This is a genomic window from Gordonia sputi NBRC 100414 (assembly GCF_000248055.1).
Taxonomy (GTDB): domain Bacteria; phylum Actinomycetota; class Actinomycetes; order Mycobacteriales; family Mycobacteriaceae; genus Gordonia; species Gordonia sputi.
Window position 1 is genome coordinate 89,102 of record NZ_BAFC01000045.1, and the last position, 26,501, is coordinate 115,602.

At 65.6% G+C, this 26,501-nt stretch carries 23 protein-coding genes; 7 read left to right on the plus strand and 16 right to left on the minus strand.

Translation table 11 applies throughout. The features are described 5' to 3' along the window. The 5 genes from GOSPT_RS06305 to GOSPT_RS06325 are packed head-to-tail and all read right to left on the minus strand — an operon-like array spanning position 1 to position 7,099. Complete coding sequence (locus tag GOSPT_RS06305; protein ID WP_005204231.1) at positions 1–2,586, minus strand: AMP-binding protein; 2,586 nt, start codon at positions 2,584–2,586, stop codon at positions 1–3. Further along, complete coding sequence (locus tag GOSPT_RS06310) at positions 2,583–3,899, minus strand: lipopolysaccharide biosynthesis protein (protein WP_005204233.1); 1,317 nt, start codon at positions 3,897–3,899, stop codon at positions 2,583–2,585. The genes GOSPT_RS06305 and GOSPT_RS06310 overlap by 4 nt, the downstream gene beginning before the upstream one ends. After that, entirely contained in the window at positions 3,896–5,047 is a 1,152-nt protein-coding gene (locus GOSPT_RS06315) for an LLM class flavin-dependent oxidoreductase (protein WP_005204237.1), read from the minus strand. Before GOSPT_RS06315 ends, GOSPT_RS06310 begins: the two co-directional genes overlap by 4 nt. Next, positions 5,044–6,237, minus strand: a complete 1,194-nt coding sequence (locus tag GOSPT_RS06320; RefSeq protein WP_005204239.1) for a 3-dehydroquinate synthase II family protein — start codon at positions 6,235–6,237, stop codon at positions 5,044–5,046. Before GOSPT_RS06320 ends, GOSPT_RS06315 begins: the two co-directional genes overlap by 4 nt. Positions 6,238–6,280: 43 nt before the next feature. Further along, the gene (locus tag GOSPT_RS06325; protein ID WP_005204240.1) at positions 6,281–7,099 is read right to left on the minus strand and encodes a 2-amino-3,7-dideoxy-D-threo-hept-6-ulosonate synthase; all 819 of its coding nucleotides are present in this window, start codon (positions 7,097–7,099) and stop codon (positions 6,281–6,283) included. A gap of 89 nt (positions 7,100–7,188) precedes the next feature. Here GOSPT_RS06325 and GOSPT_RS24525 point away from each other — a divergent pair, with 89 nt between their 5' ends. Together GOSPT_RS24525 and GOSPT_RS24530 are read left to right on the plus strand one after the other, a co-directional pair. Then, positions 7,189–7,704, plus strand: coding sequence for an arylamine N-acetyltransferase family protein (locus GOSPT_RS24525; protein ID WP_005204242.1), 516 nt, complete (start codon positions 7,189–7,191; stop codon positions 7,702–7,704). Continuing rightward, positions 7,682–8,014 carry an arylamine N-acetyltransferase gene (locus GOSPT_RS24530; RefSeq protein WP_005204243.1) on the plus strand — a complete coding sequence of 111 codons (333 nt, stop codon included), beginning with the start codon at positions 7,682–7,684 and terminating at the stop codon, positions 8,012–8,014. Before GOSPT_RS24525 ends, GOSPT_RS24530 begins: the two co-directional genes overlap by 23 nt. Here the strand turns inward: GOSPT_RS24530 and GOSPT_RS06335 are convergent. After that, complete coding sequence (locus tag GOSPT_RS06335) at positions 7,972–9,186, minus strand: 4-hydroxybenzoate 3-monooxygenase (protein ID WP_005204246.1); 1,215 nt, start codon at positions 9,184–9,186, stop codon at positions 7,972–7,974. The two genes, GOSPT_RS24530 and GOSPT_RS06335, sit on opposite strands and share 43 nt — an antisense overlap. 246 nt (positions 9,187–9,432) lie before the next feature. Between GOSPT_RS06335 and GOSPT_RS23070 the strand changes: the two genes are divergently transcribed. Further along, complete coding sequence (locus GOSPT_RS23070; RefSeq protein WP_082933763.1) at positions 9,433–10,371, plus strand: glycosyltransferase family 2 protein; 939 nt, start codon at positions 9,433–9,435, stop codon at positions 10,369–10,371. Positions 10,372–11,966: 1,595 nt separating this feature from the next. On the opposite strand, the gene GOSPT_RS24265 is transcribed toward GOSPT_RS23070, so the two are convergent. The 6 genes from GOSPT_RS24265 to GOSPT_RS06370 all read right to left on the minus strand — a co-directional run bounded on the left by GOSPT_RS24265 (position 11,967) and on the right by GOSPT_RS06370 (position 17,614). After that, on the minus strand, positions 11,967–12,389 hold the full coding sequence (locus GOSPT_RS24265) for a hypothetical protein (protein ID WP_231894621.1): 423 nt from the start codon (positions 12,387–12,389) through the stop codon (positions 11,967–11,969). Next, positions 12,316–13,707, minus strand: a complete 1,392-nt coding sequence (locus tag GOSPT_RS06350; RefSeq protein ID WP_005204254.1) for a glycosyltransferase family 2 protein — start codon at positions 13,705–13,707, stop codon at positions 12,316–12,318. The genes GOSPT_RS24265 and GOSPT_RS06350 overlap by 74 nt, the downstream gene beginning before the upstream one ends. Then, entirely contained in the window at positions 13,704–14,528 is an 825-nt protein-coding gene (locus tag GOSPT_RS06355) for a glycoside hydrolase family 16 protein (protein ID WP_005204255.1), read from the minus strand. Before GOSPT_RS06355 ends, GOSPT_RS06350 begins: the two co-directional genes overlap by 4 nt. Beyond that, on the minus strand, positions 14,525–15,241 hold the full coding sequence (locus GOSPT_RS06360; protein WP_005204258.1) for a DUF998 domain-containing protein: 717 nt from the start codon (positions 15,239–15,241) through the stop codon (positions 14,525–14,527). The genes GOSPT_RS06355 and GOSPT_RS06360 overlap by 4 nt, the downstream gene beginning before the upstream one ends. Then, positions 15,238–16,227 carry a glycosyltransferase family 2 protein gene (locus tag GOSPT_RS06365; protein ID WP_039855003.1) on the minus strand — a complete coding sequence of 330 codons (990 nt, stop codon included), beginning with the start codon at positions 16,225–16,227 and terminating at the stop codon, positions 15,238–15,240. The genes GOSPT_RS06360 and GOSPT_RS06365 overlap by 4 nt, the downstream gene beginning before the upstream one ends. A 97-nt stretch (positions 16,228–16,324) precedes the next feature. Continuing rightward, on the minus strand, positions 16,325–17,614 hold the full coding sequence (locus GOSPT_RS06370; protein WP_005204263.1) for a hypothetical protein: 1,290 nt from the start codon (positions 17,612–17,614) through the stop codon (positions 16,325–16,327). Positions 17,615–17,793: 179 nt separating this feature from the next. Here GOSPT_RS06370 and pstS point away from each other — a divergent pair, with 179 nt between their 5' ends. Genes pstS through pstB form a run of 4 tightly spaced genes read left to right on the plus strand, consistent with a single transcriptional unit; the run spans position 17,794 to position 21,795 of the window. Next, positions 17,794–18,915 (plus strand): phosphate ABC transporter substrate-binding protein PstS, encoded by a 1,122-nt coding sequence (gene pstS, locus GOSPT_RS06375; RefSeq protein WP_039855004.1) that lies wholly within the window; start codon positions 17,794–17,796, stop codon positions 18,913–18,915. Between the two features lie 35 nt (positions 18,916–18,950). Further along, the gene (gene pstC, locus GOSPT_RS06380) at positions 18,951–20,039 is read left to right on the plus strand and encodes a phosphate ABC transporter permease subunit PstC (RefSeq protein ID WP_005204267.1); all 1,089 of its coding nucleotides are present in this window, start codon (positions 18,951–18,953) and stop codon (positions 20,037–20,039) included. Next, the gene (pstA, locus tag GOSPT_RS06385) at positions 20,036–20,965 is read left to right on the plus strand and encodes a phosphate ABC transporter permease PstA (RefSeq protein ID WP_005204269.1); all 930 of its coding nucleotides are present in this window, start codon (positions 20,036–20,038) and stop codon (positions 20,963–20,965) included. The genes pstC and pstA overlap by 4 nt, the downstream gene beginning before the upstream one ends. Positions 20,966–21,018: 53 nt before the next feature. Then, entirely contained in the window at positions 21,019–21,795 is a 777-nt protein-coding gene (gene pstB / locus GOSPT_RS06390; RefSeq protein WP_005204271.1) for a phosphate ABC transporter ATP-binding protein PstB, read from the plus strand. 90 nt (positions 21,796–21,885) lie between these two features. Here the strand turns inward: pstB and GOSPT_RS23820 are convergent, their stop codons facing one another. The 4 genes from GOSPT_RS23820 to dusB form a co-directional block, all read right to left on the minus strand. Then, positions 21,886–22,035 carry a hypothetical protein gene (locus tag GOSPT_RS23820; protein ID WP_168431243.1) on the minus strand — a complete coding sequence of 50 codons (150 nt, stop codon included), beginning with the start codon at positions 22,033–22,035 and terminating at the stop codon, positions 21,886–21,888. A 140-nt stretch (positions 22,036–22,175) separates the two neighbouring features. Next, a complete protein-coding gene (gene phoU / locus GOSPT_RS06395) occupies positions 22,176–22,838 on the minus strand; it encodes a phosphate signaling complex protein PhoU (RefSeq protein WP_039855035.1) in 663 nt (220 codons plus the stop codon). Positions 22,839–22,937: 99 nt separating this feature from the next. Continuing rightward, on the minus strand, positions 22,938–25,196 hold the full coding sequence (locus GOSPT_RS06400) for an LCP family protein (protein ID WP_039855005.1): 2,259 nt from the start codon (positions 25,194–25,196) through the stop codon (positions 22,938–22,940). Positions 25,197–25,323: 127 nt separating this feature from the next. After that, positions 25,324–26,472, minus strand: coding sequence for a tRNA dihydrouridine synthase DusB (dusB, locus tag GOSPT_RS06405; RefSeq protein WP_083837456.1), 1,149 nt, complete (start codon positions 26,470–26,472; stop codon positions 25,324–25,326). Between the last annotated feature and the right edge of the window lie 29 nt (positions 26,473–26,501).

Below are 26,501 nucleotides of genomic sequence, written 5' to 3' on the forward strand. Positions count from 1 at the left end.
TCAGGGCAGCGCGTCGAGGAAGTGCCCCACCACCTCGGTGATGTGCGGCTCGCGCACAATCGACATGTGATCGGCCTGAACCCGGGTGATCGTGATGTCGCCCGGGGTGAGCTGATCGGTCCAGACCCGCTCGTCGTGGTTGTTGTCCGCGCCGAGTACCACAAGCACTCGGCCGTGATACGGCGCGGGGCGGTGGAATCGGCCGACGCGCCAACCGACCTGCTCCATGGCACGTGCCGACTCGACGGGCTGATCGGTCAAAAATCCGGCACGTAGCAACTGGATTCGGTTGCGCCACAACTGTGATCGAGACAATCGCACGCCCGACAGTTGGGGACGCTGGTCGCTCTCGGCGGTCGCGGGAGTCTGCGCCGTCGAGCCGACAGCACGAGCTGTCTGCTGGGGGACGAAGGTGTCGAGTGTCATGACGAGCGCGACCTGCTCGCCCGCACGGAGGAGTCGACGAGCGACCTCGAGCGCGATCAATCCACCCAGTGAATGACCAAGCAGCACATAGGGTCCGCTCGGTTGAAGGCGACGCAGATCGCGCAGATGCCTGCGTGCAGCCATCCCGACAGTCCAGTCGGGGAATCCGCGATTCTCCAGGCCGTGCGGTTGGAATCCGTAGATCGATCCGATCCGTTCGTCGCGGGCGAGGTGGTCGGCGAGCGCGACAAACACCAGCGCCGACGCGCCAGCTCCCGCGAAGCAGAACACCGTCTGCCCGTTGCCGCTACGCAGCGGCACCGTCGTCGGAGCGAGTGAATCACCCTTACTGGCAACCGAATCTGGTCGTAGGCGTGCGTCGAGCGTGTGCGCCATCGTCGCGACGGTCGGTGCCGACGCGGCGTCGGCCTGGGTGAGTGCAACGCCGAGACGTCGGGTGAGGCCGACGAGAATCTGGGCGACCGTCAGCGAGTCGGCGCCGAGTGCGTAGATGTTCTCGTCACGTCCGACCTCGTCGAGTCCGAGGGCCTCGGCCCAGATCTCCGCCACCGATGTCTCGAGGTCGCCGACGGGTGGGTCGATGTGTCGGGTCGGTGCGGGCAGTGCGGCTCGGTCGATCTTGCCGCGCGCAGTTCTCGGGAGGGCAGCGAGTTCGACGACGTGTGCGGGAATCATCCACTCGGGCAGTCGTTCTCGCAGCCTCGTGCGGATCTCGGCTGCCGGAGGGGTGCGGCCCCCGGGGACAGGCGCGACGTAGGCGAGCAGTTCGGTGCGGCCGGAATCGGGCTCCGACCGTGCGATGACCGCGGCTTCGGCGAGGTCGCCGTCGGACATGATCGCGCGGTGCACCTCCGCGGGTTCGACCAGATAGCCCCTGATCTTCACGGCGTCGTCGATGCGGCCGGTGAGAATGAGCGTGGTGCCGTCCCAGGTTCCGCGGTCGCCGGTGCGGAAGCTGAGCACGCCGTCGGTGTCGCGGGAGAAGCGGCCCTCGTCGGCGGCCGGATCGAGGTATCCGAGTGCGAGGTGGCGCGACGACACGACGACGCGACCGTCGTCGGCGATGGTGACCGACTTGTGCGGGGCGAGAACACCTGCGGGAAGCGCACCGGGGGATACGTGTTCTCCCGCGCGGAGATCGAAGTAGGCCAGCGCCGACGTCTCCGACGATCCCACCCAGTTCGTCACCGTTGCCTCGGGAGCGTGTGACAGCGCGGCCAGCGCGACGTCGGACGTCAGTGCCTCGCCGGTGGTGATGATGCGGCGCAACGATGCCCACGCCGGGTGGCCGGTCGACTCGCGCGAGCTCGTCAGCGCACGCAGCAGTGCCGGAGTGAGAAAGGTGATCTCTGCGGCGCACTCGGCGAGTGCGTCGAGTATCGCGCCTGCGGTGCGGTCACGCGGGTCGACGGCGGTGATGTCGGCACCGTTGATCAGCGATCCGATCAAGACGTTGAGTCCGGCACCGAAGCTGATCGGAAGACACAGCGCGACGCGACGTCCCGGGGTGATCGAGAATCCGGTGCGCATCAGCTCGGAATCGCAGAGCCACATGCCATTCGGGTGCAGCACGCCCTTGGGAGTGCCCGTCGAGCCGGATGTGAACTGGATGCTCGTGAGGTCATCGGGGTTGTCGAGACCCGTGGTTGTTCCGCCGCCTGCGGCGCCCTGGGTCGTGATCGCGGCGAGGTCGGTCACCGGAAGACCGTGGGCGGCAGCGACGGCGCGAGCGGCGTCGAGGTGCGCGGCGTCGGCGATCATGACATCGGCAGGGCGTCCGTGCGTCTTCAACTCGGCGAGGATCGTCGAGACACGTTCGGCCGGCAGGTGCGGGTCCAGGGCGACGATCGGATGTCCGGAGAGAAACACGCCGAGAACCAGCGCGACCGCGTCGGGCGACAACCACACCTGCACGACAACCGGATTCGACGATCCACCGGCACGTGCGGTGATCGACGCCGCGGCCGACGTGGCTCGCTCGACGAGTTGGCCGTACGTCAGGCTCTGCCCCGCCATACGGATGGCCGGACGGTCGGTGAAGCGTTGTGCGCCTGCGATGATCGCGGTGCGCACCGAGTGAACCTCGGCGGGGTCACCGGGGGCAGTGTCGTCGGGGGTGGCGTCGGTAGAAGTGGTCATCTGACGGCTCCGGTGAACGATGCGAGTGTGGTCTTCGGATCGAGGGCTTGGCGGATCAGTCGGATACCGGGTACGAGGAGGAAGAGCACGACGGCGACGTCGGCCACCAGGTAGACGTAGGCGACGCCGATGATGCCCCATCGATCGGCCGCCGCGGCGATACCGCAGACGACGACCACGCCGAAGACGATCTGTGTCGCCACAGCGAGTTTCAGCTTGCGCTGTACCCGCGCGAGGCCGCCGTAGATCACCACGAACGCCACAGTCGGCAGGGTCAGCGCCATCAGGCGGATGAGATCTGTCCCCTCACGGGCGTACTGCGGGCCCATGATCGAGAGAATCCACGGTGCCAGCGCGATCAGCAGTAGGCAACCGACGACTGCCGCGCCGCCACACAGTGCGATGAAACGCAGTGTGGTTGCCCGCAAATCGACGTCGGGCTCCGCCGAGGCCGACACGAACGGCGCGCAGGTGGCGTTGAGCAGGATGGCCGCCGTGCTGATGACCAGCCAGCAGACCGAGAAGTACGCGTTCATCTCGGTGCCCAGCTGAGCCACGATGACCAGTGGAACAACGAGCGGCACAACCACTCCCACCGCTGTCATCGCGAGCGAGCCTGCGTAGAAGTGTGCGATCTCACCGCGCCCGGGAAGCGTTCCGGGGCCCGTCATCGCGCGCGCGGTAGGGCGTACGGCGCTCACTCCGATCCAGCATGCGATGACAGCGGCGGGGATCACCCAGGCGGCGACGATGGCTGAACCCGACGCGAATGGGATCAGCAGCGCGACGAGTATCAGCTTGATTGTTGATTGCGTGACGTTCTTGAGCGCGACGGTGCGCGAGCGGCCGAGGCCGATCAGCAACTGGTCCTGCACGGCGAAAACGCCGAGTACCGCAACGATGACGGGGTACAGCCACGGTTCCGCCGACGAGGTGAACAACGCGTCGCGAGGGCCGAGTACGACGAAGCCGAGTCCGAACAGCACTGCTGTCACGATGATGACGGAGCGGCCGATCGTGATCAGGCGGTGCGCCTTGGACCCGGCGATCGGAAGGAACCGTTCGTACAGACTGCCGAGACTCAGATTCGACAGGGTCGCCATCAACGTCGCGGAGGTGATGATGGCCGACGCCCTGCCGACCTCCGCCGTCGAGTATCCGCGCGCCGCGATCGTCCAGAACACGAAACCCAGTGCGCCGGTGGCGACACTGGACGTCATCACCGCGACGATGTTGATCCCGACGCCGGTGTTGTCGTCGCGGAAGAGGTTCAGGCGTCGAGGGCCCAGGCCCCGCTTCTGCGTGGTGGTCACCGGGCAGAAGCGGCGTCGACCAGTCGCGTGCTGCGGTCGGTCGCCAGTAGCGGCAGCAAGAGCTCTGCGGTGATCTCGGCCTCGCGGGCCAGCGGCCACCCCGACAGAATCCAGATGTCGATGCCCGCGCGCTCCGCGACCGACGACATCGCCGCCGCCACATTCTCGGCGCTGCCGACGAAGTAGGTGCCGGTGCCCTTGCCCGCGATGTCGAACGGTGGCTCCGCGGCGGTCCACGTCGTCAGTCCCGCAGCCATGTTCGGTGCGAACTCCAGCAGTTCCCTGCCCGGAATCCGGCCCGCGCGCAGAGCGTCGATCCGGCCTTGAACCTGCGGGTTCTCGCTGGTGATCCCGTCGAGACCCGGGTAGCCGAAGCTGCGCAGATTGCGATCGGCGGTGGCCAGAACCGTCTCCGGTCGAGTGTGCGCGAGCTGTTCGGAGAAGCGTTCCCACGCTTGTTCTTCGGTCTCGCGGACGATCACGCTCGCGAGCACACCGAAACGTAGCGATCGGCCCCGCTCGGCTGCGGCCGTCCGGACGCGGTCGAAAAGCGTTGTGAGAGAGCTGGGTTCCGACATGAACGACAGGTAGACGTCGAGGACCTCCGCCGCGTGCGCGATGCCCTCGGTTGACGCACCGGTGCCCCAGACCTGAACGCCTCCCGGTTGCCGGGTGCCGGGGATTGCGGGCTTGTATCGCGGTCCGTACGAGAAGAATTCGCCCTGGAACGCCTCGGTGTCGTCGAGATAGAGACGCTTGACCTGGGTCCAGAACTCGGCCGACATCCGGTAGCGGTCGGCCTTCGACTCGAACCTGCCGTACCGGTGCAAGACCGGATCGGCGCCGTTGACCTGGTTGTAGATCAACCTACCGCCGGAGTACTGGTCGAACACCTGGGCTTCCTCGGCCATCAGCACCGGAGGCTTGACGCCGGGGTACTCGGGAATGAGGAAGCGAAGCTGTTCGGTGTCGCCGACGAGTGAAATCGCCTCGCGCGCAGTGGTCAGCGCGCCGTAGAAGCCGAGCCGGTCAAGGGTGCGGGCCTGCTGCCGGAGTGCGTCGAACGTCGGGGCAAAGCGGTGTTCGGGCTCCCACGGGACGTCGCCGTCGGTGGGGTTGATGTACCACAGGACGTCGGGGCCACTCATCGTTCGTCACAGAACTCGGTGATCGGCAATCCGACGTGACGTGATTCGGTAGGCGCGTAACCGAGAAGGCGATCGCCGGGCACCAGGTCGGTCACGTTGTTCACCGATCCGCCGGGGCCGAGGAGGCGCACATGCCAGTCGTCCTGTGCGATCACGTTGATGGTGCGGCCGTCGGGTGCGGTCGCGCTGACCGAGATCAGCGGGCGGCGCTCGATCTTGACTCTCCCAATGCGCACCTCGCGGACGTCACCGTTGCTGCGCACCGCGAGGATCGGCTGTCCGGCAGCGAGTTCGCTGACGTAGCGCGTGCGGTTGTCGGGCACGAGAACGTAGGAGTGCACGGCACCGGCGTTCCACCGGAACGGACGGGTCGGCATGTACGGCAGCGGGTGGGTTTCGCTGCAGGACAGAAACATTCCGGTCGAGAACGAACCGATCAGACATCCCTCGTCCTGTGCGAGCAGCGAGCAGGTGTCGATGCATGCACGTTCGCCCATGCCGATGTGCTCGACCTTGGTGACGGTCAGCTCGGTGAGTTCGATGCGGTCGGCAGACGGGCGGATGACGTCGGCGAGCGTTGCGATGTCGTCGACGCTCTGCGGGGCGAGCAGCAGCCCGTCGGAGCCGTGTTCGAGCACCAGCTTCACGATCTCGGCGTCCTCGATGTCGTTGACGACGGTCACGGTGCGGCCGCCGGAGTTCTCCGCCGCTGCGATCACGATCTCGAGGGGGATCTTGGTGGGGTCGGTGAAGGTCAGCAGTGTCCAGGGAGCGCGCCGCACGGTCTCACAGGCGTCGCGCAGCGTATCTGCGTCGGAAACGACAACGTGCACAGCGGTTTCCGCACCCGGAGCGGCTTCTTCGGAGTCGCCGTGGGCAACCAACACGATGTCGGCCGAGATCTGGCCTTCTGAGATCTCATCGCTCGAGTGGCCCGGTGCGTAGATCCGACGCACGGTGGGCGGCAGGCCGTCGAGGAGGTCGATGTCGGCGGAGATGATGCCGTCGATGCGCTGATGAATGGCCGCCTGCACCATGGCGTCGACGGTGCCCGCGGGAACTGTGCGTAGGTCGACCCAGGCGAAATGCTCACGGCCGGAATCCGACTGCGCTGCAGTGGTCGACGAACTGTCGCGATCGACGCCGAGGGGTGTGATGTCGTCGGTCACGATGTCAGTGCTGTTGCTCATGTGAATCTACCTCGATGGTGAAGGGGGAGGGGCTGGTTCGCGATCAGGCCAACGCGAGCGCGCGGGGATCGTGGTCGTGAAGGTGGGCGGCAAGTGCGCCCGCCACCTGCGCCGGGTCGTCGGCGTCGAAGATCTGACGTCCGAAACTGAGACCTGCAACGCGGGATTGTGCGACGCGGCAGCCGAGTTCGACGGCTGCGTCGTCGGACGCGGCGGAGGGGCCGCCCGCGACGAGGATGGGTAGCGGGCATGAGTCGACGACCTGATCCATGGCCTCGGTGCTGCCCGCGTAGTCGAGTTTGACGATGTCGGCTCCGAGGTCGGTCGCGATCGCGGCCAGGTGTGCCAAAGTCTGCGCCGACGTCGAAGCCGGTGAGGTGGTCGCTCCGCGCGCGTACATCATTGCCAGCAGCGGCATTCCGAGGCGATCGCATTCGCGGGCGACCCGACCGAGGTCGGCGAGTTGTTCGGGTTCGGTATCCGAGGAGACGTTCACGTGAACGCTCACCGCGTCGGCGCCGAGTCCGAGGCACTCGTCGACCGAACCCACGAGCACCTTGCCGGTGGAGTCCTGTGCGAGGCTCGTCCCGGCCGAGAGGTGCACGATCAGGCCGAGAGCGGTGAACCGGCGCGGATCGATGGTTTTCGCTCTGCCCTTGTGGACGATGAGCGCATCGGCGCCGGCGTCCGCGAGCATCGCTGCGGTCGTATCGGCGTGGTCTGCGCGTCCGAGCGGGCCGATCGTCACCGAATGGTCGATCGGCACGACCAGCGCGCGTCGCGAAGGCGACGAGAACAGACGTGCCATGCGAAGGGCTCTGCCGGACAGGGTTTCCCGTCTGTCGCCGTGGCGGTCGTGCATGCTCCGAACTCCGATCCTGATGACAGATCACGTAGCGAGTGGTGGACCACCCCCGTTGATCAAGCTGAGGGTAGCCTATCCTTTCTGCTGTGACCAAGCTGAGTGTGAGATTTCCGACGGACGCCTACCTGGCGCGCATCGGTATCGGTGAGCGGCCCTCGTTGCTCGCCGACCACGACACCGCCGAGCTCGATGTCGCTGCGGTCGATTCCCTCGCCTGTGCGCAGCATCGGGCAATACCGTTCGAGAACCTCGACATTCATCGCGGACTCGTCGTCGACGTCTCTCCGGGGGCGATCGTCGACAAGCTGATCACCGGTCGTCGCGGAGGGATCTGCTACGAGCTCAACGGCGTTCTGCTCTTGGCGCTTCGTGAGCTCGGGGTGCAGGCGCAACCCATCGGTGCGCAGGTACGCACCGAGGCGGGACTCGGACTGCCGTTGGGGCACATGGCGATCGTGGTCGGGTCGGGGTCCGCGCGCCACCTCGTCGACGTGGGCTTCGGTGGCGAGATGGTCACCGCGCGGGTTGATCTCGACGACCCGGGCACCCTGGAAGATCGCCAGTGGCGGCGGTGGATACGTGCTCGACGGCGTACCACGTGAACTCGGCGAGTTCGCCGGTATGGCGCGCTGGCACAGTACCGACGCGTCGTCGCGCTTTACTGGGTCGGTGATCTGTACCCGCGACGACGGCGGGAGTCGCTACACCCTCACGTCGCGACGCGGGGAAACGGGCTACCGCCTGGTGACCACCAGCTCTGACGGAACCCGGGTGTCCGAGCCGGTGACCATGCGAGATTCGATGACGTTGCTGCGCAACCTGTTCGGGATCAAACTCGACGAACCCGTCGCGGCTCGCGACGACCTTGTTCATGTGAAATTCCACGGAGTGGGGAACGGAAGCCCGAGGTAGACCTCGCCCAGCGCGCGCTGCTCGTCCTCGGACGACACCCATCGCTGTAGGCGTGCGCGACGCAGCTCCCAGTCGAACGGATCGTCGGAGAAGCGGTGCAGAAGGGACGTGAGGTTCCACGAGAACGATTGCGCCTGCCAGATTCTGGGAAGCGCGCGGGCGGTGTAGGCGTCGAGCTCTTCACGCTTTCCCGTGGCGTAGAACGCGCCGAGGGCGTGGGAGAGGACACACGCGTCCGAGACGGCGAGATTGAGTCCCTTTGCGCCCGTCGGAGGAACGATGTGTGCGGCGTCGCCGAGCAGGAACAGCGAACCGAGCTGCATGGGCTGCGTCACCACACTGCGCAGGGGTGCCAGGCTGCGATCGATGATCTCGCCGGTTTCCAGCGGCGGATGATCGTCACTGGCGCTACGTCGGGCGAGTTCGGTCCAGATCGCCTCGTCGCTCCAGTCCGAGAGGCGGGTGTCGGCGGGGACCTGGAGATACTGTCGGCTCAAGTGTGGTCCACGCATGCTGTGGACCGACAGTCCGTCCGGGTGGGCGCAGTACATGCCCTCCTCGGTGACCGGTGTGGAGTGCGCCAGAATGCCCAGCCAGGCAAACGGATACGTGCGTTCAAGGGTTTCGACGTACGGCGCCACCGTCGCGCGCCCGACGCCGTGGAAGCCGTCGCACGCCGCGATCACGTCGGCGTCGACGTGGTGCCGGACACCGTCGACGGTGAACTCGACCGACGGTGCGCTGCCCTCGAAATCGTGTATGGATACGTCGTCGGCGGAGAAGACGGGTTCGCGTCCGATCACACGGAGTCCGTCGATGAGGTCGGCGACGATCTCGGCCTGCCCGTAGACGTAGGCGTTGCGCGAAGACAGCCGATGGAAGTCGAGGTGGTGTGTGGTGCGATCGAGGCGGATATAGAACCCCTTGTGTACCAACGCCTCACGATGGAGCCGTTCGGCCACCCCGAGTTCGGTGAGAACGTCGACGGTCGAATTCTCGATGACACCTGCACGCACACGCGAGCGAACGTGGCCCTCGGTCTGACGTTCGAGCACCACGGCGTCGATCCCCTGGCCGGCGAGCATGTGCGCCAGCGTGAGCCCCGCGGGGCCTGCGCCGATGATCGCGACCTGAGTTCGAGTCGAATGGTGCCCTGCGGCAGACGTTCTCACAATTCTCCCCTGTTCAGCCTCATGTAGTCCGGTCGGAGGATCGGGTGGCCACTGTGAGCACGGTCGCACCGACTATCTTCCTCTTCAGGTTTCGTAAGCCTACCCTTATCTAGTACGGTTGGGCGAGCCGGGAGACCGGAATGCGGTCTGGTGCCGATACCGCGATGACGACCACGACCTCATACGAAGGGGAGATCGGTGACCGACACGTTCAACGGGGAGACTCCGCGCGCGGTAGACGACGAAATGACCGAGTTTGAACACGAATTCGAGCCGGGAACGCCTGATGGCGACGGCTCGGAAGCGTCGCGGGAGCCGACCGTGACGGTGGTGATTCCCGCTCGCAACGAGGCGCTGAACCTGCCGTACGTCGCCGAACGTATGCCCACGGTCGATGAGATCGTCGTCGTCGACGGGAACTCGGTCGACGACACCATGGATGTGGCGCGCAGGCTCTGGCCCGATGCGGTGATCATTCCGCAGACCCGCGCGGGCAAGGGCAACGCACTGGCATGTGGTTTCGCGGCCGCGACGTGCGACATCATCGTGATGATCGACGCCGACGGCTCGACCGACCCGGCCGAGATCCCTCGATTCGTCGAAACTCTCGTCAGCGGAGCCGATTTGGCCAAGGGGAGCAGGTTCTCCCATGGCGGTGGCAGTGACGACATCACGACATTCCGCCGTCTGGGAAACAAGGGTCTGAACTTTCTCGTCAACCGGATCTTCCACACCACCTTTGCCGATCTCTGCTACGGCTACAACGCTTTCTGGCGTCATCACGTAGCTGTTCTCGATCTGCCGGACACCACGCTGGCAGAAGCTCAGTGGGGAGACGGCTTCGAGATCGAGACCGTCATCAATGTGCGGATGGCACGCAGTGGCCTGTCGATCAAGGAGGTCGGCTCCCACGAGAGTTGCCGAATCCACGGGCGCAGCAACCTCACGAGAATCCCGACACCCTTGTGCTGGAACATGATCCGAAGGCGGCGCCGCGCTAGAGACCGCCCGCCACTTCGGGTCCTGGACAACGGAAGAACAAAAACGGGGCGTTCCGCGGAACGCCCCGTTTTTGTTCGGGTGAAGCGATGTTGTGCTTGGGTCAGGCAGACCGTTCGCCAGCCAGGGGTCTCGCGCATGATCTGCTCGAACTCGGCCGGTGCACCGGGACGGTATTCGCCGTAGTACTCGATGACACGTCGCGATTGCGTGGTGAAGGCGACGATCGTCGGCTTATCGGTCTCGCCGACCTTCCACTCGAGCCAACCGAGTTGCTCCGCTGTCGGGAAAGTGCCTCGCGTGTCGGCCAACTCGTAGGAGAGTGGATAGTCGAAATACGGATTGGCAAGTGTCAACGGGGCGTAGTTGTCGTTGATTCGTGCAGGCAGTCCCGCCCCGTACAGCATGATGATCCGCGTGCCGGGAGGTGCGTCGGCGGTGATGCGGTCGATCGCCTCGACCTGCGCCCTGGTCTCGACCACGGTCGGCCACAGCGCGAAATACGAGTAGGCGCCTGCCAGCGCCGCAGCGACGACAGCGAGTGCGCCCGCCCATGCGACGAGGGCGCGGCGTCGACCGGCACCGAAACCGTCAAGAGCCGCAACAATATGCGGTGCGACGAGCAGTCCGCAGCCGAACAGCGAGTACAGGTACACGCGGAAGATCGCCTCGCCGCCGTAGCTCTGGCCGAGAAGCAGCGCGAGAGGCGAGAAGGCGACGATCGCACACGCGATCACGTACGGCCGCTTGTGTTTCCAGCCCACCACCGCGGAGAGCGCGGCGAGCAGCAGCACGCCTGCCGACAGCGCTCGACATACGAGCGACGTGATCTCATTCGCGGGCACTCCGGCAGCGGTCACGTTGCTGGTTGCGTTGCTGACCGGATTGCCGCCGGACAGGATTCCGTACGGGGCAACGGCTTCGAAGTTGAGTGCCAGGTACGCACCCGTGATACCGATCATCGCCGCGACCGCCCACCACGGGCGCGCCTGACGGAAGATGACGAGCGCTACTGCCGCCGCAAGTGCCCAGAACGGTGTGAGTTGATGTGTGGGGACGATCGCGGCGAACGGGATGATGGCAAGAATGCCCGCCTGCCGGTGATGCCGTGAGGCGATCAGCATGGCGAGGAGTCCGTAGGCGATGACCAGGGTCCAGGCCTGCGGCGAGAAGTAGTCCTGCGCAACCCAGTTCACCATCTCCGCGCAGAAGGCCGCCGTGATCGCCACTCGAGTCGACGATCCGATCGTTCGGGCCGCGGAGTAGACGATGATCGCGATCAGCAGGTGAATCACGGGCGCGAAGACATGCGCCAGGGTCATCGGGTCGAGGCCGGTGACATCGGAGAACCAGGCCGTGGTGACGAAGAAAGCAGGCCACTGCGCGTAGATGTCGGTGCCGTTGGGCTGAATGAGGTCGTGTGCCAGCACGTAGCGTACGACGGCGATGTGCTTGTACGTCCATTCATAGAGCGGCACTTCGGTTCCGAGCCAGGTGGTGGCGCGCTCGACGACGATCAGTGTGAGCAGGGCGGCCGTGGCAACGGGGACGCGCCGTCGGGCGATCGCGATCACGAACGCGACGGCGACGAGAACGACAGCCGGGATGAGAAGAGCTCCGGCGCCGGAGAACAGCAGTCCGAAGAAGCTGGCGTCCACGCCGGGCAACCCGATGCTCAGCGCGACGATCCACAGGATCAGTGCGACTGCGAGGAAGACCACCGATATGTCGAGGCCGATGCTGCGCAGCGACATTCGTACGCGGGCGGCGACATCGGCGGCTCACGAACGTAGCGGTGGAAACGATCGCGCCCGCACGTACCAGTAGATGCTGCTGGCCACCACGGCGAAAGTGCCGACGACGAGGATGCCCGTCGGATTCCATCGGTACGACCACATCGCACCGATGGCCACGATAGTCGTGGCCGACATACTGAGCGTGACGACGGCAGCTGGCAGGAGTCTGCGGGGGACGTGTACCCACGTGGTGATCGCGGCACCGGGCCCGACGAATACGAATGCTGCGACGAGCACTGCGCGCACGGGAGAGGGTAGCGGGATGAGCCCGAGGAGTCCGCATACCGCCGCGACGAGCGCGGCGTCGGCGAGCCGATACGTGACTCGTTGTGGGTCAACGGTGTCGGGAGCCGAGGTCGGCGCTGGCGCGTTGTCTTTCGCGGTATGGGTCGGTGCGCTCGTTGTCATCGGATCGCACCGGAATCGACGACCGCGCGGTCGCGTGCCGCGTGGAGCGGGGTGGCGTGACGACCTGCTCGCCGTCCGCGGGCGAGGGCCAACGGACCGCGCAGGACTGAGAACACCTCGACCGACCGACCGACGCCGAGATGTCGACGAGCACGTGATCGGGTGGACGGCAGACACCGCCGTACGCCGCCGAAGCACGGGACACGGCACGGAAACGTTTGCGCAACACGGAGAACGCGAGTCGACGGTGCGCGCGGTCGAACGCGATCTTGGTCAGTACCGCGCCGAGTCCAGCTCCGTAGCCGCGCGCTTGGGAGAGCAGAGCCTCGTTGTCGCTGCGGTGACGGTGCCACACGATTGCCGCTGGCTCGGACACCAGGCTGTACCCGGCCTGCAGTACACGCAGGAAGATGTCGAGATCCTCGCCGCCCATCGTCGTGGTTCCCGCGCCGAGAGCCTCGTCGAATCCGCCGAGGCGCACGATGCGATCCCGATCGACCGCGAAATTTGCTCCGGTGCCGTAGATCCCGACCTGATAGGGGAACAGCGGGACGTCGTCGGGCGGATCGAGCAGCGAGTAGCGTCGCGCGACGATGTTGTCGGCCCAGGAGACACGCCAGTCGAAGTACGCCTGTGCCGGCGTCCGCAACTCACCGCTCGGTACCAGTCCGCATACGCACGCGACGTCGTCAGCGCGCGCGAAACCCGCCAGCAGCCCTGTGATCCACCGCTGGTCGACGACGACGTCGTCGTCGGTGAACGCCACGATCTCGTGGGATGCGGCCAGCAGGCCGGTGTTTCGTGCTGCCGAGAGGCCAGGCGTCGGTTCTGTCACCAGCCGCACGCGGGGGTCGTCGCATTCGTCGACGACCCGCGCAGTTGCGTCTGTCGCAGGCGCGTTGTCGACGACGATGATCTCGAGGTCGGGATGGTCCAGCAGCGTCAGTGATGCCAACGCCGAACGCAGATGTTCGGGACGCTCTCGGGTGCACACGACGACCGACACCGGCCTGCTCGGCGCATCGCCGTTGTCGCGTGTCTCGTCGCACGGCGGGATGGTGACGGTGGCGAGCCCGTTCTCGAGCGGGGATTCCGTGAAGCGCACCAGCACAACGGATTCGCGAATGAGCAGTCGCGCGCGCGTATAGCCGTCGGCGCCGAGAGGGCGGCAGGTGACGGTAATGTCGGCCGAGCGGTCCGCGAGGTCGAGTTCGGCGGTGTCGAGTTGACCCACCCAGGTCGCGCCGGGCCACTCGGGTCCTCCGGTCGCGGGCATGACCGGCCGCAGTTCGATTGGCGCCGTGAATAGTTCGGTCATGTGCCGGAGCTCCGTTCGGTTGTGTTCACCCGAATCCAATCGACAGTCATCGTGGCGGGGAAAGTGGTGTCGTCCGACGCGGGGCCGGGCCAATCGCCTCCGACGGCGACGTTGAGCAGGACATGGAAAGGTGCGTCGAAGACCCATTGGGCGTCGGGCGCGAGGTCGGCCGGTGTGACCGAGAACAGTTCTCGGTCGTCGATTCCGGTGACGATGCGCCCCGGCGTCTTGCGCATCCAGTACGTGCGAAACGTGTTGGCGAGTTCGAAGGGTCCCGGTCCGGATGCCGACACCGTCTGTCCACGTGTGCTGGAGTCCTGCGGCGCGTGGATTCCGGTGTGGTAATCCGCTGCGGTGTTGAGGGTTTCGATCACGTCGATCTCTCCGGCACGCGGCCAGCCCACCTGCTCGAGGGAATCCCCGAGCAGCCAGAACGCGGGATGGAGTCCCTGGCCCGATGGCATCGAGATACGTGCGGAGATCGTGCCGTAGCGCAGCGAGTACTTGCCGCGGGTCGTGAGGCGTGCCGATGTGATGGTGTCGCCGTCACGTCGCGCGGTGATCAGTAGATGTCCTTTGCCGTCGAGCCTCACGTTGCGCGTGCTGTCGGTGTAGACCTGCTGTTCGCCGTTGCCCCACCCTCCGCCGCCGATCTCGGCAGTCCACACACCCGTGACAGGGCCTGCGGGACCGTCGAATTCGTCGGAGACGACGTCGGCGTTGGCCGTCGTTGCGGGAGGTTCTGCGTCCGTGCGCGGGACGGTGCAGGCCGCGAGTGAGATGGCTAGTACTCCGATGAGCGCGCACGAGGCGAGCTTCATCCGGTGGTCACCGGACCCGGCTGTGAGACTTCTGGCCCGGCGACTTCTTGCTCGGCGACTGCGGGTTCGGTGTCGGAGGTGTGGTCGTCGGCAACGCGGACCCGACCGCTCGACACTCCCGCCACCACGACGGCGATCAGGATCGGGTAGATGATCAGTCGCTGGGTGCCACCCGACCCGAACCAGCCGGTCAAACCTGTTGCGTAAGCGATGAATGCGACGGTGGCGACCGTTCCGGCGAGGGCTGTGAACGCACGAACCCCAGCCGCCAGCCGTGTCGAACCGGAGAACCCGATCATCGCGAGCCCCACGGATGCGAGCACGAAGAAGGTGGTCAGCGCTGCCGAATGCTGTTGGTAATCGGTCTTCTCGGTGATGATTCCGGTGACGGCCAGTCCGACTCCCGCGATGGCCAGCGCGCCCGCGTGCGGGAACGTGACGATCCGACGCACCGCCCAGCTCGACGCCACCACCGCGATGGCCAGGCCGGTGAGAACGAAGCTGACATTCATCACCGGGTAGAGCGCACTGCACGGCCAACGTCCCTGTGGGCCACAGAATTCGAGGCCGAGTGGACCGATCTGGTCTGTCTGGTAGGAGTACTGTCCACGCCACGTCGCGGAGACCACCCATTCCGCGGCGAAGAACTGGAGCACGACGAGCGCGGCGACCAGCGTGATGCGCGGGTCGATCAGGAGTCGGATGACTTTCATGGGATGGTGCTGACCTCTCGGGGAGACTCATGGGCAGTGGCGGGCGCGCCACGACCAATCGATTTCAGGGTTCCGGCGCCGAACCCCGCGCATGTGACGAACAGGCCCGCGATGAGTGCCGCGACCCGCGTCGGGGTGCGACGTGAACGCCACGCGCCCTGGGGCAGTGTGCGGGTCGCGTATCCGCGCTCGGTGGAAAGTGCTGTGTCGGTTGAGGTCAGGCGCGACAGAGTCGCCTTGGAGCGGCCCTCTTCGTAACAGCGGCGCGTGAAGTAGGAGAACCGGGTGCGGTCGGGTGACACCGCATGTCGGACACGGAAATCCGTGTCGCGCAGGATCGTCGAATTCGGGAACTGTTGGCGCAGAGCGATTCCCATGAGCGTCTCTTCGCATCCGGAGGGAAGATCGGCGTGCCGACCGAGTGCCGTCGAGAAGCCTCCGACGGCCTCGAGCCGATCGCGTCGTACCGCCATCGCCGCACCGATCGGATTGCGGATCTGTGCACCGTGTCCCGGTAGGCCGCGATAGTCGCAGCCGACGACCCAGCCGAACTCCTCGGGGAACCATCTCGGCCGGGGAGCAAGCCACTGGGCATCGACTGCACCGCCCAGGGCGCTGATGTCGTCGCCGGCGAATCGCGATCGAACGGCGGCGAACGATCCGGGTACCGGCTCGGCGTCGTCGTCGATGAAGACCAAGACGTCACCACGTGCAGTGCGAGTGCCGGTGTTACGAGCCTCGGACAGTCCTCGCGGTCCCGCTGATGCGACGACGGTGACCGCGGACTGGTCAGTGGAGAACTGCGCTGTCAGTGAGGTGAGCAGGTCGTCGTTGTGATCGACCACGACGATGAGCTCGTCGACGTCGAGGAGTTGTGCGCGTGTCGCGGCGATGGCGCGCGTGAGGAGCGCTGCGCGGTCGGAGGTGTAGCAGCAGATGATCGCCGACAGGGTGGGCGCAGTGGACTGCTGATGCGGGTGCGACAACTTCGACTCCGGACGGCATGCGGGACGGCGGACCACGGTAGCCTAACCCATAAGGATTAGGGAAGGCTAACCAAACTAGTCGGATGTGATCGACGTACTACCGCGGTGCGGGGATCGTCTCTCCGAGCACCGCCAACGCCTGTGCCGGTACGTCCGCGAGTGCGGCTGCCACAGCGTCGGCTGGAAAGACGTCGTCGCGGAACGTCGCTGTGAGACACAGACTTCCGGCGACCGATGCACTCGTGACGGTGATCCCGGTGGGTGATGGAGGCTCGGCGATGCCGATGACCAATGCCTTCTCGGTGTCGGAGAAGTTCCACCGCTGATGACGTCCCGGTACGACGCCGCCCGAGGAGTGCAGTAGGTCGATCGCCGCCTCGCCCGCGGGCGCCCACGACTGTTGCCCGGTCGCCGCCACCCGTCTTCGGCGCTGTCCCCTCGCGGCAGCTCTCGACTTTGCCGCTGTCACAAGGAGATTCGCGACGGGGCGACCCATCGACGACGCCGCTGACAATTCTGCCTGCAGTGCGTCGGGCGCTGTGTCGGGGAGTACGACGAAGTCGAGGCCCGCCGCGAAGTTCGCCATGGTGCCCACGGATCGGGGGAGATATGCCCTGGCATCGAAGGGAAGTGTGACCATCGGATTCACGCGCAGCCCGGCGGCGGTCAGTGCGCGCACGAGCGCGACGGTGTGCAGCGTGAACATTCCGACGTCCGCGCCGCGCGACGTCCGGGCCGCGCGCATCAACTCGACGACGTCGCGTGGTGTTCGCGCGAACACGCTTGTCGCCTGTCGCGGCGGATCGACCGGTATGAGGGTTGACGGTTGCGGTGCTCGGTAATCGCGCGACCGATGCATGTGGGCCAGCGCGCGCAGCCGCCGTGGATTCGACAGCACAGCTGCACCCGCGATCGCGAGGGCACGCGTCGGCGTCCACCAGCGCGGAGATGCCGCGATGGTTTCGGGGATCTCCTCGCTGAGCAGAACGTCGACGATGGTGTTGAGGAGCGTGGTGTCGCCGAGGCCGTGGTCGTAGTCGATTGCCAGGTAGCGGCCACTGAGTACGACGCGCAGATGCCGAGGTGGAAGCGCCGCCACTACGTCGAGCAACGCCAGGGGATCGTCGGTCGGTGGCGCGGTGTGGACGGCGTCGGCCAACCTGTCGGGCGCGTATGACCAGGCGCGACGATCGTGTGATGGTACGAGCCCGATGCGTGTGTGGGGGCCACGCTTCGCGAAGCGGATGAGCCGTTGCGACGCGCAGTTCGCGTCCGGGAGATCGAGCGGACCGACGACGACGGCGCTGCGATGGCCACTGTGATGCGCGTCGATGGCCGCGCCGGTGAAAGTGCGCGACGCGTCGGGGGAAGTGGCTGAACTACTCATCTTCCTGATGACTTTAACAAAGGCTTACCTAATACGCGCAGGCCGCGCCGGAGATGTCCAATTCATCTTCCGTTCACCTTCGGTGCCCGGTACGTCCACCACGGCACCCTACTGTCATTGCGACCGGGCAAAGCCGCTTGGCGGGACTGCCATGTTCTGATGCTGGAGGGAACCAGAAAGTGAAATTGAGTCGTACAGGAGCCGCTGTCGCCGTGATGGCCGCCAGCTCCGCCCTCGTTCTCGGTGCGTGTAGCAGCAATGCTGACAAGGGCGGCACGAGCGCAGCGCCCGCCTCAGCGGTGACTGACATCAAGTGCGAGGGCAAGCAGTCACTCAAGGCGAGTGGTTCGACAGCCCAGGCCAACGCCATGAAGATCTTCTCCACCTCGTTTGCGAAGACCTGCCCCGGTCACGAGCTCGCCTACGGTGGCGGAGGCTCGGGACAGGGTGTCTCCGACTTCACGCAGAATCTCACCGACTTCGGTGGCTCCGACTCGCCGCTGAAGGGCGACGAGATCCAGAAGGCCGCACAGCGCTGTGGCTCGGAAGCATGGCAGCTGCCGCTCGTGTTCGGTCCGATCGCCGTGACCTACAACGTCGATGGTGTCAACGATCTCGCGCTGTCGGGTCCGACGCTCTCCAAGATCTTCAGCGGCGAGGCAAAGACCTGGAACGATCCGGCGATTGCCGCCGACAACCCGGGCAAGACCCTTCCCAGCACTGCTATCAGCGTGATCTACCGTGCTGACCAGTCGGGCACGACGGACAACTTCCAGAAGTACCTGACCGCCGCGGGCGGATGGACCAAGGGTGCGGGCAAGACCTTCAACGGTGGTGTCGGCGAGGGCAAGCAGGGCAACCCCGGCGTTGGTTCCGCAGTGAAGCCGACCCCCGGATCGATCGCCTACGTCGAGTGGGCGTACGCGCAGTCCAACAAGCTGTCGATGGCGAAGATCATCACCGATCAGGACAAGAGCGGTGTGGAGCTGAACTCTGAGACCGGCGGTAAGACCATCGCGGCGGCGACTCTCAAGAACGGTCCCGACAACCACAACATGGTCATCGACACCGAATCGTTCTACAAGCCGACCGAGGCGGGCGCGTACCCGATCATTCTGGCAACATACTCGATCGTCTGCTCGAAGTACGCCGATACTTCGGTTGGCCAGGGTGTCAAGACGTTCCTCTCGGTGGCGTCTGCACCGCAGAACCAGGGCCAGGATCTGGTCAACGCGGGCTACATCCCGCTGCCGAGCGAATTCCAGCAGAAGCTGACTTCGTCGATCAACGCCCTTCAGTAATCACACGAAAACACCGACCCGAAGCGATATGAGTTATGTCTGTGGATGACACCACCGGTGTGGGCCGGGGGAAGGCGGAGACCCCGCCCGAACCCGGCACGCAGCCTCCCGAATCGTCCGACCAGTTGCCTCCGGATTCCGAGGAGCAGCTCGAAGAGCAGCTCCACCCGGGCCTGCGCAGCCACCGCGGCGCACTCGGCGACCAGCTTTTCTCCTACCTCGCGCGGGGCACGGGTTTCTTCGTGGTCGTCCTCGTCGCCGGTATCGGCATTGCACTGATCGTCAATGCCATACCGGCGATGCTGGCGAACCACGCCAACTTCATCTTCTCGTCCCAGTGGGACGTCAGTTCGGCGAACTTCGACAACGACACGGTGCGTTTCGGCATCTGGGAGTTGTTCCGCGCGACGGTCCTGACCTCGCTGTTCGCCCTGGTCATCGCCACCCCGATCGCGATCGGCATCGCGGTGTTCCTCGTGGAGTACGCCCCGCGACAGGTCGCCCGCCCGCTCGCCGCGGTCATCGATCTGCTCGCGGCGGTGCCGTCGATCATCTTCGGTCTCTGGGGCATCTACGTCCTCGCGCCGGTGATCGCGCCGTTCGCGGAGAGGCTCAACAGCGTGCTCGGCTGGTTCTTCCTCTTCTCCGCCGGTAGCACGTCAGTCAGCGGCGGCGGCACGATCTTCACCGCGGGCATCGTGCTCGCGATCATGATGCTGCCGATCATCACCTCGATCACCCGAGAGGTGCTGCGCCAGACCCCTCCCGGCCAGAAAGAAGCGGCACTGGCCCTCGGTGCGACGAAGTGGGAGGTCATCCGGATGACCTCGTTCCCGTACGGACGCTCCGGCATGATCGCCGCGGCGATGCTGGCGCTCGGACGTGCGCTCGGCGAGACCATCGCCGTCATGATCATCCTGAGTGCCGCCGTCGGCCGCCTCAAGTGGTCGCTGTTCGAAGGCGGCGACACGTTCGCGTCGAAGATCGCTCGCGACGTCGGCGAGTTCGTCGGTAGCCAGGACACCCAGAGCGCCTACATCGCGGCCGGTCTGGTGCTGTTCCTCCTGACATTCGTGGTGAACGCGGTCGCTCGCACGGTCGCAGGCGGAAAGGTCAACGGATGAGCATCGCACTCGATAAGGGCGCAGGCGGCGGCCCGGTCAAACAACATCCGTCGGCATTCCGCGAGATCTCGCTGAGCCGTCGAATCCGCAACAACGGTGCGCGCGCCGCTTTCTTCATCTGCTTCGCGCTCGGCGTCATTCCACTGGTGTGGTTGCTGTGGACGGTGCTCTCGAATGGAGCGAGCGCCATCACCGACCCGAACTGGTGGTTCGGCGACGGCTACGCAGTCGACACCACAACCGACTACGGCGCGGGAATCGCGCCCGCGATCGTCGGTTCGATCATCCAGGCGCTCGTCGCCACGATCATCTCGGTCCCGATCGCGGTGCTCACGGCCGTTCTCCTGGTCGAGTACCCGACGTCGAAGCTGGTCAAGCCGGTCAGCTTCATGGTCGACATTCTCGCGGGCGTGCCGTCGATCGTCGCGACGCTGTTCATCTTCACGGTGTTCGTCATCGGACTCTCGATGGGACAGAGCGCCTTCATGGTCAGTCTCGCGCTCATCCTGCTGATGATCCCGATCGTCGTCCGATCGTCGGAGGAGATGCTCAAGCTCGTACCCGACGAACTGCGCGAGGCGTCGTACGCACTGGGCATCCCCAAGTGGAAGACGATCATGCGTGTCGTGATCCCGACCGCGCTGTCGGGCATGCTCAGCGGCATCTTCCTCGCCATCGCACGCATCATGGGTGAGACCGCCCCAGTCCTGATCCTCGCGGGTCCGGCGAGTTCGCTGGTCAAGACCAACCCCTTCGAGGGCGGTATGAACTCGCTGCCTCTGTTCATCAAGGACATGTGGGCGGCGAGTCAGCCGGCGTCGTCGTTCTACTACTGGGGTGCAGCGCTGACGCTGATCATCATCATCGCCATCCTCAACATCGTCGCAGCGCTGCTCGCGAAGTTCCTGGCACCCAAGTCCAGGTAAGACCGCACGCCCAGCAACAGCGTCGTACATCAACAGCACGAGAGAGTAATGCCATGGCCAAGCGCCTCGACATCAAAGACCTGAATATCTACTACAGCAAGTTCCACGCCGTGAAGGAAGTGACTCTTGCAGTGCCGCCGCGCAGCATCACCGCGTTCATCGGTCCGTCGGGCTGCGGCAAGTCGACGGTGCTGCGCACGCTCAATCGCATGCACGAGGAGATCCCCGGCGCATACGCGGTCGGCAGTGTGCTGCTCGACGGTGAGGACATCTACTCCAAAGAGGTCAACCCGACGAGCGTCCGTACGACGATCGGCATGGTGTTCCAGCGGCCCAATCCCTTCCCGACCATGTCGATCCGAGACAACGTCGTCGCAGGTCTTCGCCTGCAGGGCATTCGCAACAAGAAGCAGCTCAACGAGGTGGCCGAGCGAAGCCTTCGCGGCGCCAACCTGTGGGAAGAGGTCAAGGACCGCCTCGACAAGCCCGGTGGCGGTCTCTCGGGTGGTCAGCAGCAGCGACTGTGCATCGCGCGTGCCATCGCGGTCTCGCCGGACGTCCTGCTGATGGATGAGCCGTGCTCTGCGCTCGATCCGATCTCGACGCTGGCCATCGAGGATCTGATGGGCGAGCTGAAGAAGGACTTCACGATCGTCATCGTCACGCACAACATGCAGCAGGCTGCGCGTGTCAGTGATCAGACCGCGTTCTTCAACCTCGAGGGCGTCGGCCAGCCGGGACAGTTGGTCGAGATCGGCGACACCGAGACCATCTTCACGCACCCCACCAAGCGCGAGACCGAGGACTACATCTCCGGCCGCTTCGGCTGATCACCGGCCGGGCAACGACGCACAGGCCCACAAGCAGACAAAGACCCGCGACGAGGAATCGTCGCGGGTCTTTTGCGTTGATGGGGGCGCTCACATGTTGAGCAACAGTATGACCAGCAGAGCGACGAGCGACAGCGTCACGCCGACATAGACGAACAGCTGGCGTCGCCGGAGATGTGCTTCGGCTTCGTCGTCGGATTCGGCATTGAAATCGGGTTCTGCCGGATAGTGCACGCCCATGGCGCTCACCCTAGACTGCGCGCCTGGTGTGCGTGAAGTCAGGACGCCCTCCACGACGAGAAACGTCGGTGAATCACATCCGAAGCGGGGTGTGATCCACCGACGTCGGTGGTGGGGGTGTGTCGGGAAGCGTCTGTGCTTTAAGAAGCGTCTAGGAACTGCTCGGGCGTCTGGCCGGTGGCCTGGAAGACGACCCGACGGCCGATGAGTACGGCGTGGTCGGCGAAGCGCTCGTAGTATCGGCCCAGCAGGGTGACGTCGACGGCTGCGGCAACTCCGTGCTGCCAGTCCCGGTCCATCAGCACCGTGAACAGGTGGCGGTGGAGATCGTCCATGGCGTCGTCGTCTTCTTGTAGACGAACCGCAGCCTCGGGATCTTGCGTGTCGAGGACCTCGCGCGCGTTGGTGGCGAGCTGGACTGCCAGCCTGCCCATCTCGGCGAAGTAGCCGTTGACCTCTTCGGGCAGGGCCTTAGCGGGATGGCGTCGTCGGGCGACCTTGGCGACGTGCAGCGCCAGCGCGCCCATACGGTCGACGTCTGCGACGATCTGGAACCCACTGACAACTCCGCGCAGGTCGCCTGCGACGGGAGCCTGGAGCGCGAGAAGCGCGAACGCCTGCTCCTCGGCGCGCGCGGACAGTTCGGACAGTTTGTCGTTCTCCGACAGCACTTCCTCGGCAATGGCGAGATCGGCCTGCAAGAGGGCCTGGGTGGCACGGTCCATTGCTGAACCGGCCAGATCGCACATTTCTCCGAGCACCGCATTCAGTGAATGCAGCTGTTCTTGATACGCGGTACGCATACCCTCAAGGGTACTGTGCGTGCCGCAGATCACGATCTTCCGCGTGGTGAACACACTGTGAACGCGCGGTGAGTAGCTCTGCTCGCGCACCTGCGCCCGTCAGGAGCAGGTGGTGTCGCCCGCGTTGGTCACCGCGAGATCGTTGGGCAGATTGCTGGAGTTCGCCGCTGGAGGCAGTGCCTGCGCCGATAGCGTCTCGCCTGCGGCGGGAGCACTGGTGACGCTGCCGGCGAAGTCGCTGCCGAGAATGACCTCGACGCCCGACTTCACTGTCTTGTCGCTCTGGATCTTGGCGCCGGGGAACATCGCGGCGAGTGTCGCAGCAGAGTCCTGTTCACCCGGCCCGTAGCGCACGACGGTATCTGTGCGGTTCTCCGATGCATCCGCGACGCCGCGGACGTCGAAGCCCTGGGCGGTCAGCTGGTCGGACGCGTCGGCGGCTTGCCCGGCCTTGCCCGTGCCGTTGAGCACACGCACCCCGACGTTGCTCGGGTTCTGCGCGGTAGCCGAGACCGTCGACGGCGTCTGCGACGTACTCGTGGTGGCGCCGGCCGCCGTGGTCTGCTTCTTCGACGAACTGCTCTGCTTCTTCTTCGCGGCCTGCTCGCCGGGGAGCGGATCGTCGTCGATGATCGCGTTGAAGATGGCGTTGATGTCGTCGGTGCGCGGGATCTCGTTATTCGAGCCGTCGGTCGCCGTACCCGACGTCGGGATGGTCAGGAACGTCACGCGACCCGCCTCGATACCCTGCATCGAGTCGGCGAGTTTGAGCAGTGACTGCGTGTCGACGCCGTCGACGTAGCTGTTCTTGATGAAGGTGTTGACGATGCTGTTGAGCTTGGCCGGATTGGACAGGACGTTGCCTGAGAGCGTCGACCGCAGCAGTGACGACATGAACAATTGTTGGCGCTTGATGCGTCCGTAGTCGCCGTTGCCCTCCGTCGACACCGTGCGGGCGCGGACGTAGTTGAGCGCCTTGCGGCCGGTGATCGTCTGCTTGCCCGGCTTGGAGAGGATCTGGCCGAGTTCGTAGTCGTACACCGGCGTCGTGGAGCACACCTCGACGCCGCCGACTGCGCGCACGATCTTCTCGAAGCCGGAGAAGTCCATCCCGATGAAGTGGTTGATGTTCAGACCACTCATCTCGGTGATGACCTTGACCAGGCACTTCGGTCCACCGTCGGCGTAGACGCTGTTCAGTTTCACGTCGTTGGCCGCGGGTAGCTCGCCGTTGTAGGTTCCCGCGTCGTTGTCCCAGTCCTGGCATTCGGGCCGGTTGACCTGCAGATCGCGGGGGAACGAGACCGCGACCACGCGGCTGCGGTTGGCGGGGATGTTGACCAGGATCACGGTGTCGGAACGCGCGCCCTCTGCGTCGGCGGTGGTGCCCGCGCCGACCTTGCCGTTCTTGCCGCTGCGTGTGTCGGTTCCGACGATCAGATAGTTCTCGTCGCCGTACTGCGCGTCCTTGTTGCGGATGTTCGCGTCATCGGGGTCGACGGCGGCGATGGTGCGCCAATCGCTGTTCTTCGACTTCATGTACCCCCACACGAAGCCGGTCCCGACGAGCGCCATGACGCATGCGATGGCGACCATGATGCGACCGGTGAAAGCCACATTCTGACGTGTCGAGCGGTTGTGACGTCGACGCCCAACACTCTGTGGTCGTGAACGCAGCGCGATCGTCTCGGTGAGATCCGGCGTCGGCTCGAGCGGTGGGGACGCCGGTTTCTGACCCGCCTCGGGAGCCGACGACTCGGCGGGCGCATCGGTCGGGGCGGGGGCGTCGGGTTCGCGGTGTGACTCCTGCGCCCGCGATTCCTCGACGACCCGCTCCGTGGTCGCCCTGTCACTGAGGTCGACGACGGGCGCAGGCGCGGCACCGACGATCGGGATCTTGCGCGTGACCTCGTTGGCCCCTGGCGCGTCGGACTTCGCTCCTGGCGTCTCGGACTTGGCCCCCGGCGTCTCGGAAGGGCGCTTCGACGCGTCATCCGCGGGAGCGCGGTTGCCACGCCGTGCCCGACGAAGGCCGGAACGGCCGCCGACGCGCGGAATGGCCTCGGTCGGCGACGAATCGCCGCGCGGCTGCCTGCTGGAAGTCGACGGCTGGTCAGCACGTGGCGAGCTGTCAGAAGGGGAATCGGAGCGTGCGCCGGGATCGGCGTTCATCTGCTCCATCAACTCGCGGACGGTCATTCGACTGCGGCCGCGGACGTATCGATCGGCGGCGCGCGGCTCACGCAGCCTGCCGTCATTGGGGTTCGATGAGCGTGACGTGCGTGGAGTTGATGACGATGACGAGTCGTCCCGGTCGCCCGGCTCGTCGCCGTGCGGCTTGGGTGTCCAACGACTCACGTCACAAATCCTCGTACCCCGTGGTGAGGCTGCCGCCCGTCGGGGCTGAACGCTGCGGCGAGCAGGAAGAACTCAGATCCCGCCTTGGGACCTTCGGACATAGTACTGATAGGTCCTGAGAAGCGCCTCAGCCGCCGGAGTGCATGACCTCTGCACCCGCGGGGACAACGTCTTCGTAGGGGTCGTCGAGCCAACCGTCGGGGAGTGCGACCTTGGCGGGCGATCCCTGCCGACCACGTGGACCGTGTGCGTCCTCGGGAAATGGCGTATCGGCGGGAAGTGACCCGACGAGGTCGCGGAGTTCGTCGAGCGTCGACACCAGCGACATGCGCGAACGGATCTCCGAACCGGCCGGGAATCCGCGCAGATACCAGGCGACGTGTTTGCGCATCTCGCGCATGCCCTTGTCCTCGCCGTGGTGATCGGCGAGCAACTCGCCGTGCCTGACGATGATCTGCGCGACCTCACCGAGGTTCGGCGCAGCGGGTGCGGGCAGCCCATTGAGTTCAGCGGCGAGTTCGGCGAACAGCCACGGCCTGCCGAGGCAGCCGCGTCCCACGACGACGCCGTCGCATCCGGTCTGCGCCATCATGGCCACGGCGTCCCGGGGTTCGAAGATGTCGCCGTTGCCGAGCACCGGCACGTCGGTCACGTGCTCCTTGAGACGGGCGATCTCGGCCCAGTCAGCCTCGCCGGAGTACCGTTGCGAAGCCGTACGGGCATGGAGCGCAACAGCTTTCGCGCCCTCGGCCGCAGCGATGCGCCCGGCGTCGAGGTGCGTGTGGTGCTCGTCGTCGATCCCGATGCGGAACTTGACGGTGACGGGGATGTCGGTGCCCTCGGTCGCCTTGACCGCGGCCGCGACGATGCGTTGGAAGAGGGTGCGCTTGTAGGGGATCGCGGAGCCGCCACCCTTGCGGGTCACCTTCGGCACCGGGCAACCGAAGTTCATGTCGATGTGGTCGGCGAGATTCTCGTCGACGATCATCTTGGCTGCCTCGTAGGTGTAGCGCGGATCGACCGTGTACAGCTGCATCGACCGCGGATTCTCGTCCGGGCCGAACGTGGTCATGTGCATGGTGACCGGATGCCGCTCGACGAGCGCTCGTGCGGTGACCATCTCGCATACGTACAGACCCGACACCGTGCCGGTGCGGGCCAATTCGAGTTCGCGACACAGCGTCCGGAACGCCACGTTGGTGACGCCTGCCATCGGCGCGAGCACCACGGGACTCGCGAGTTCGATCGTGCCGATTCGCAGGGGGGAGTCACGCATAGGGGTGTCACGCAGCGGGGTGTCACGCA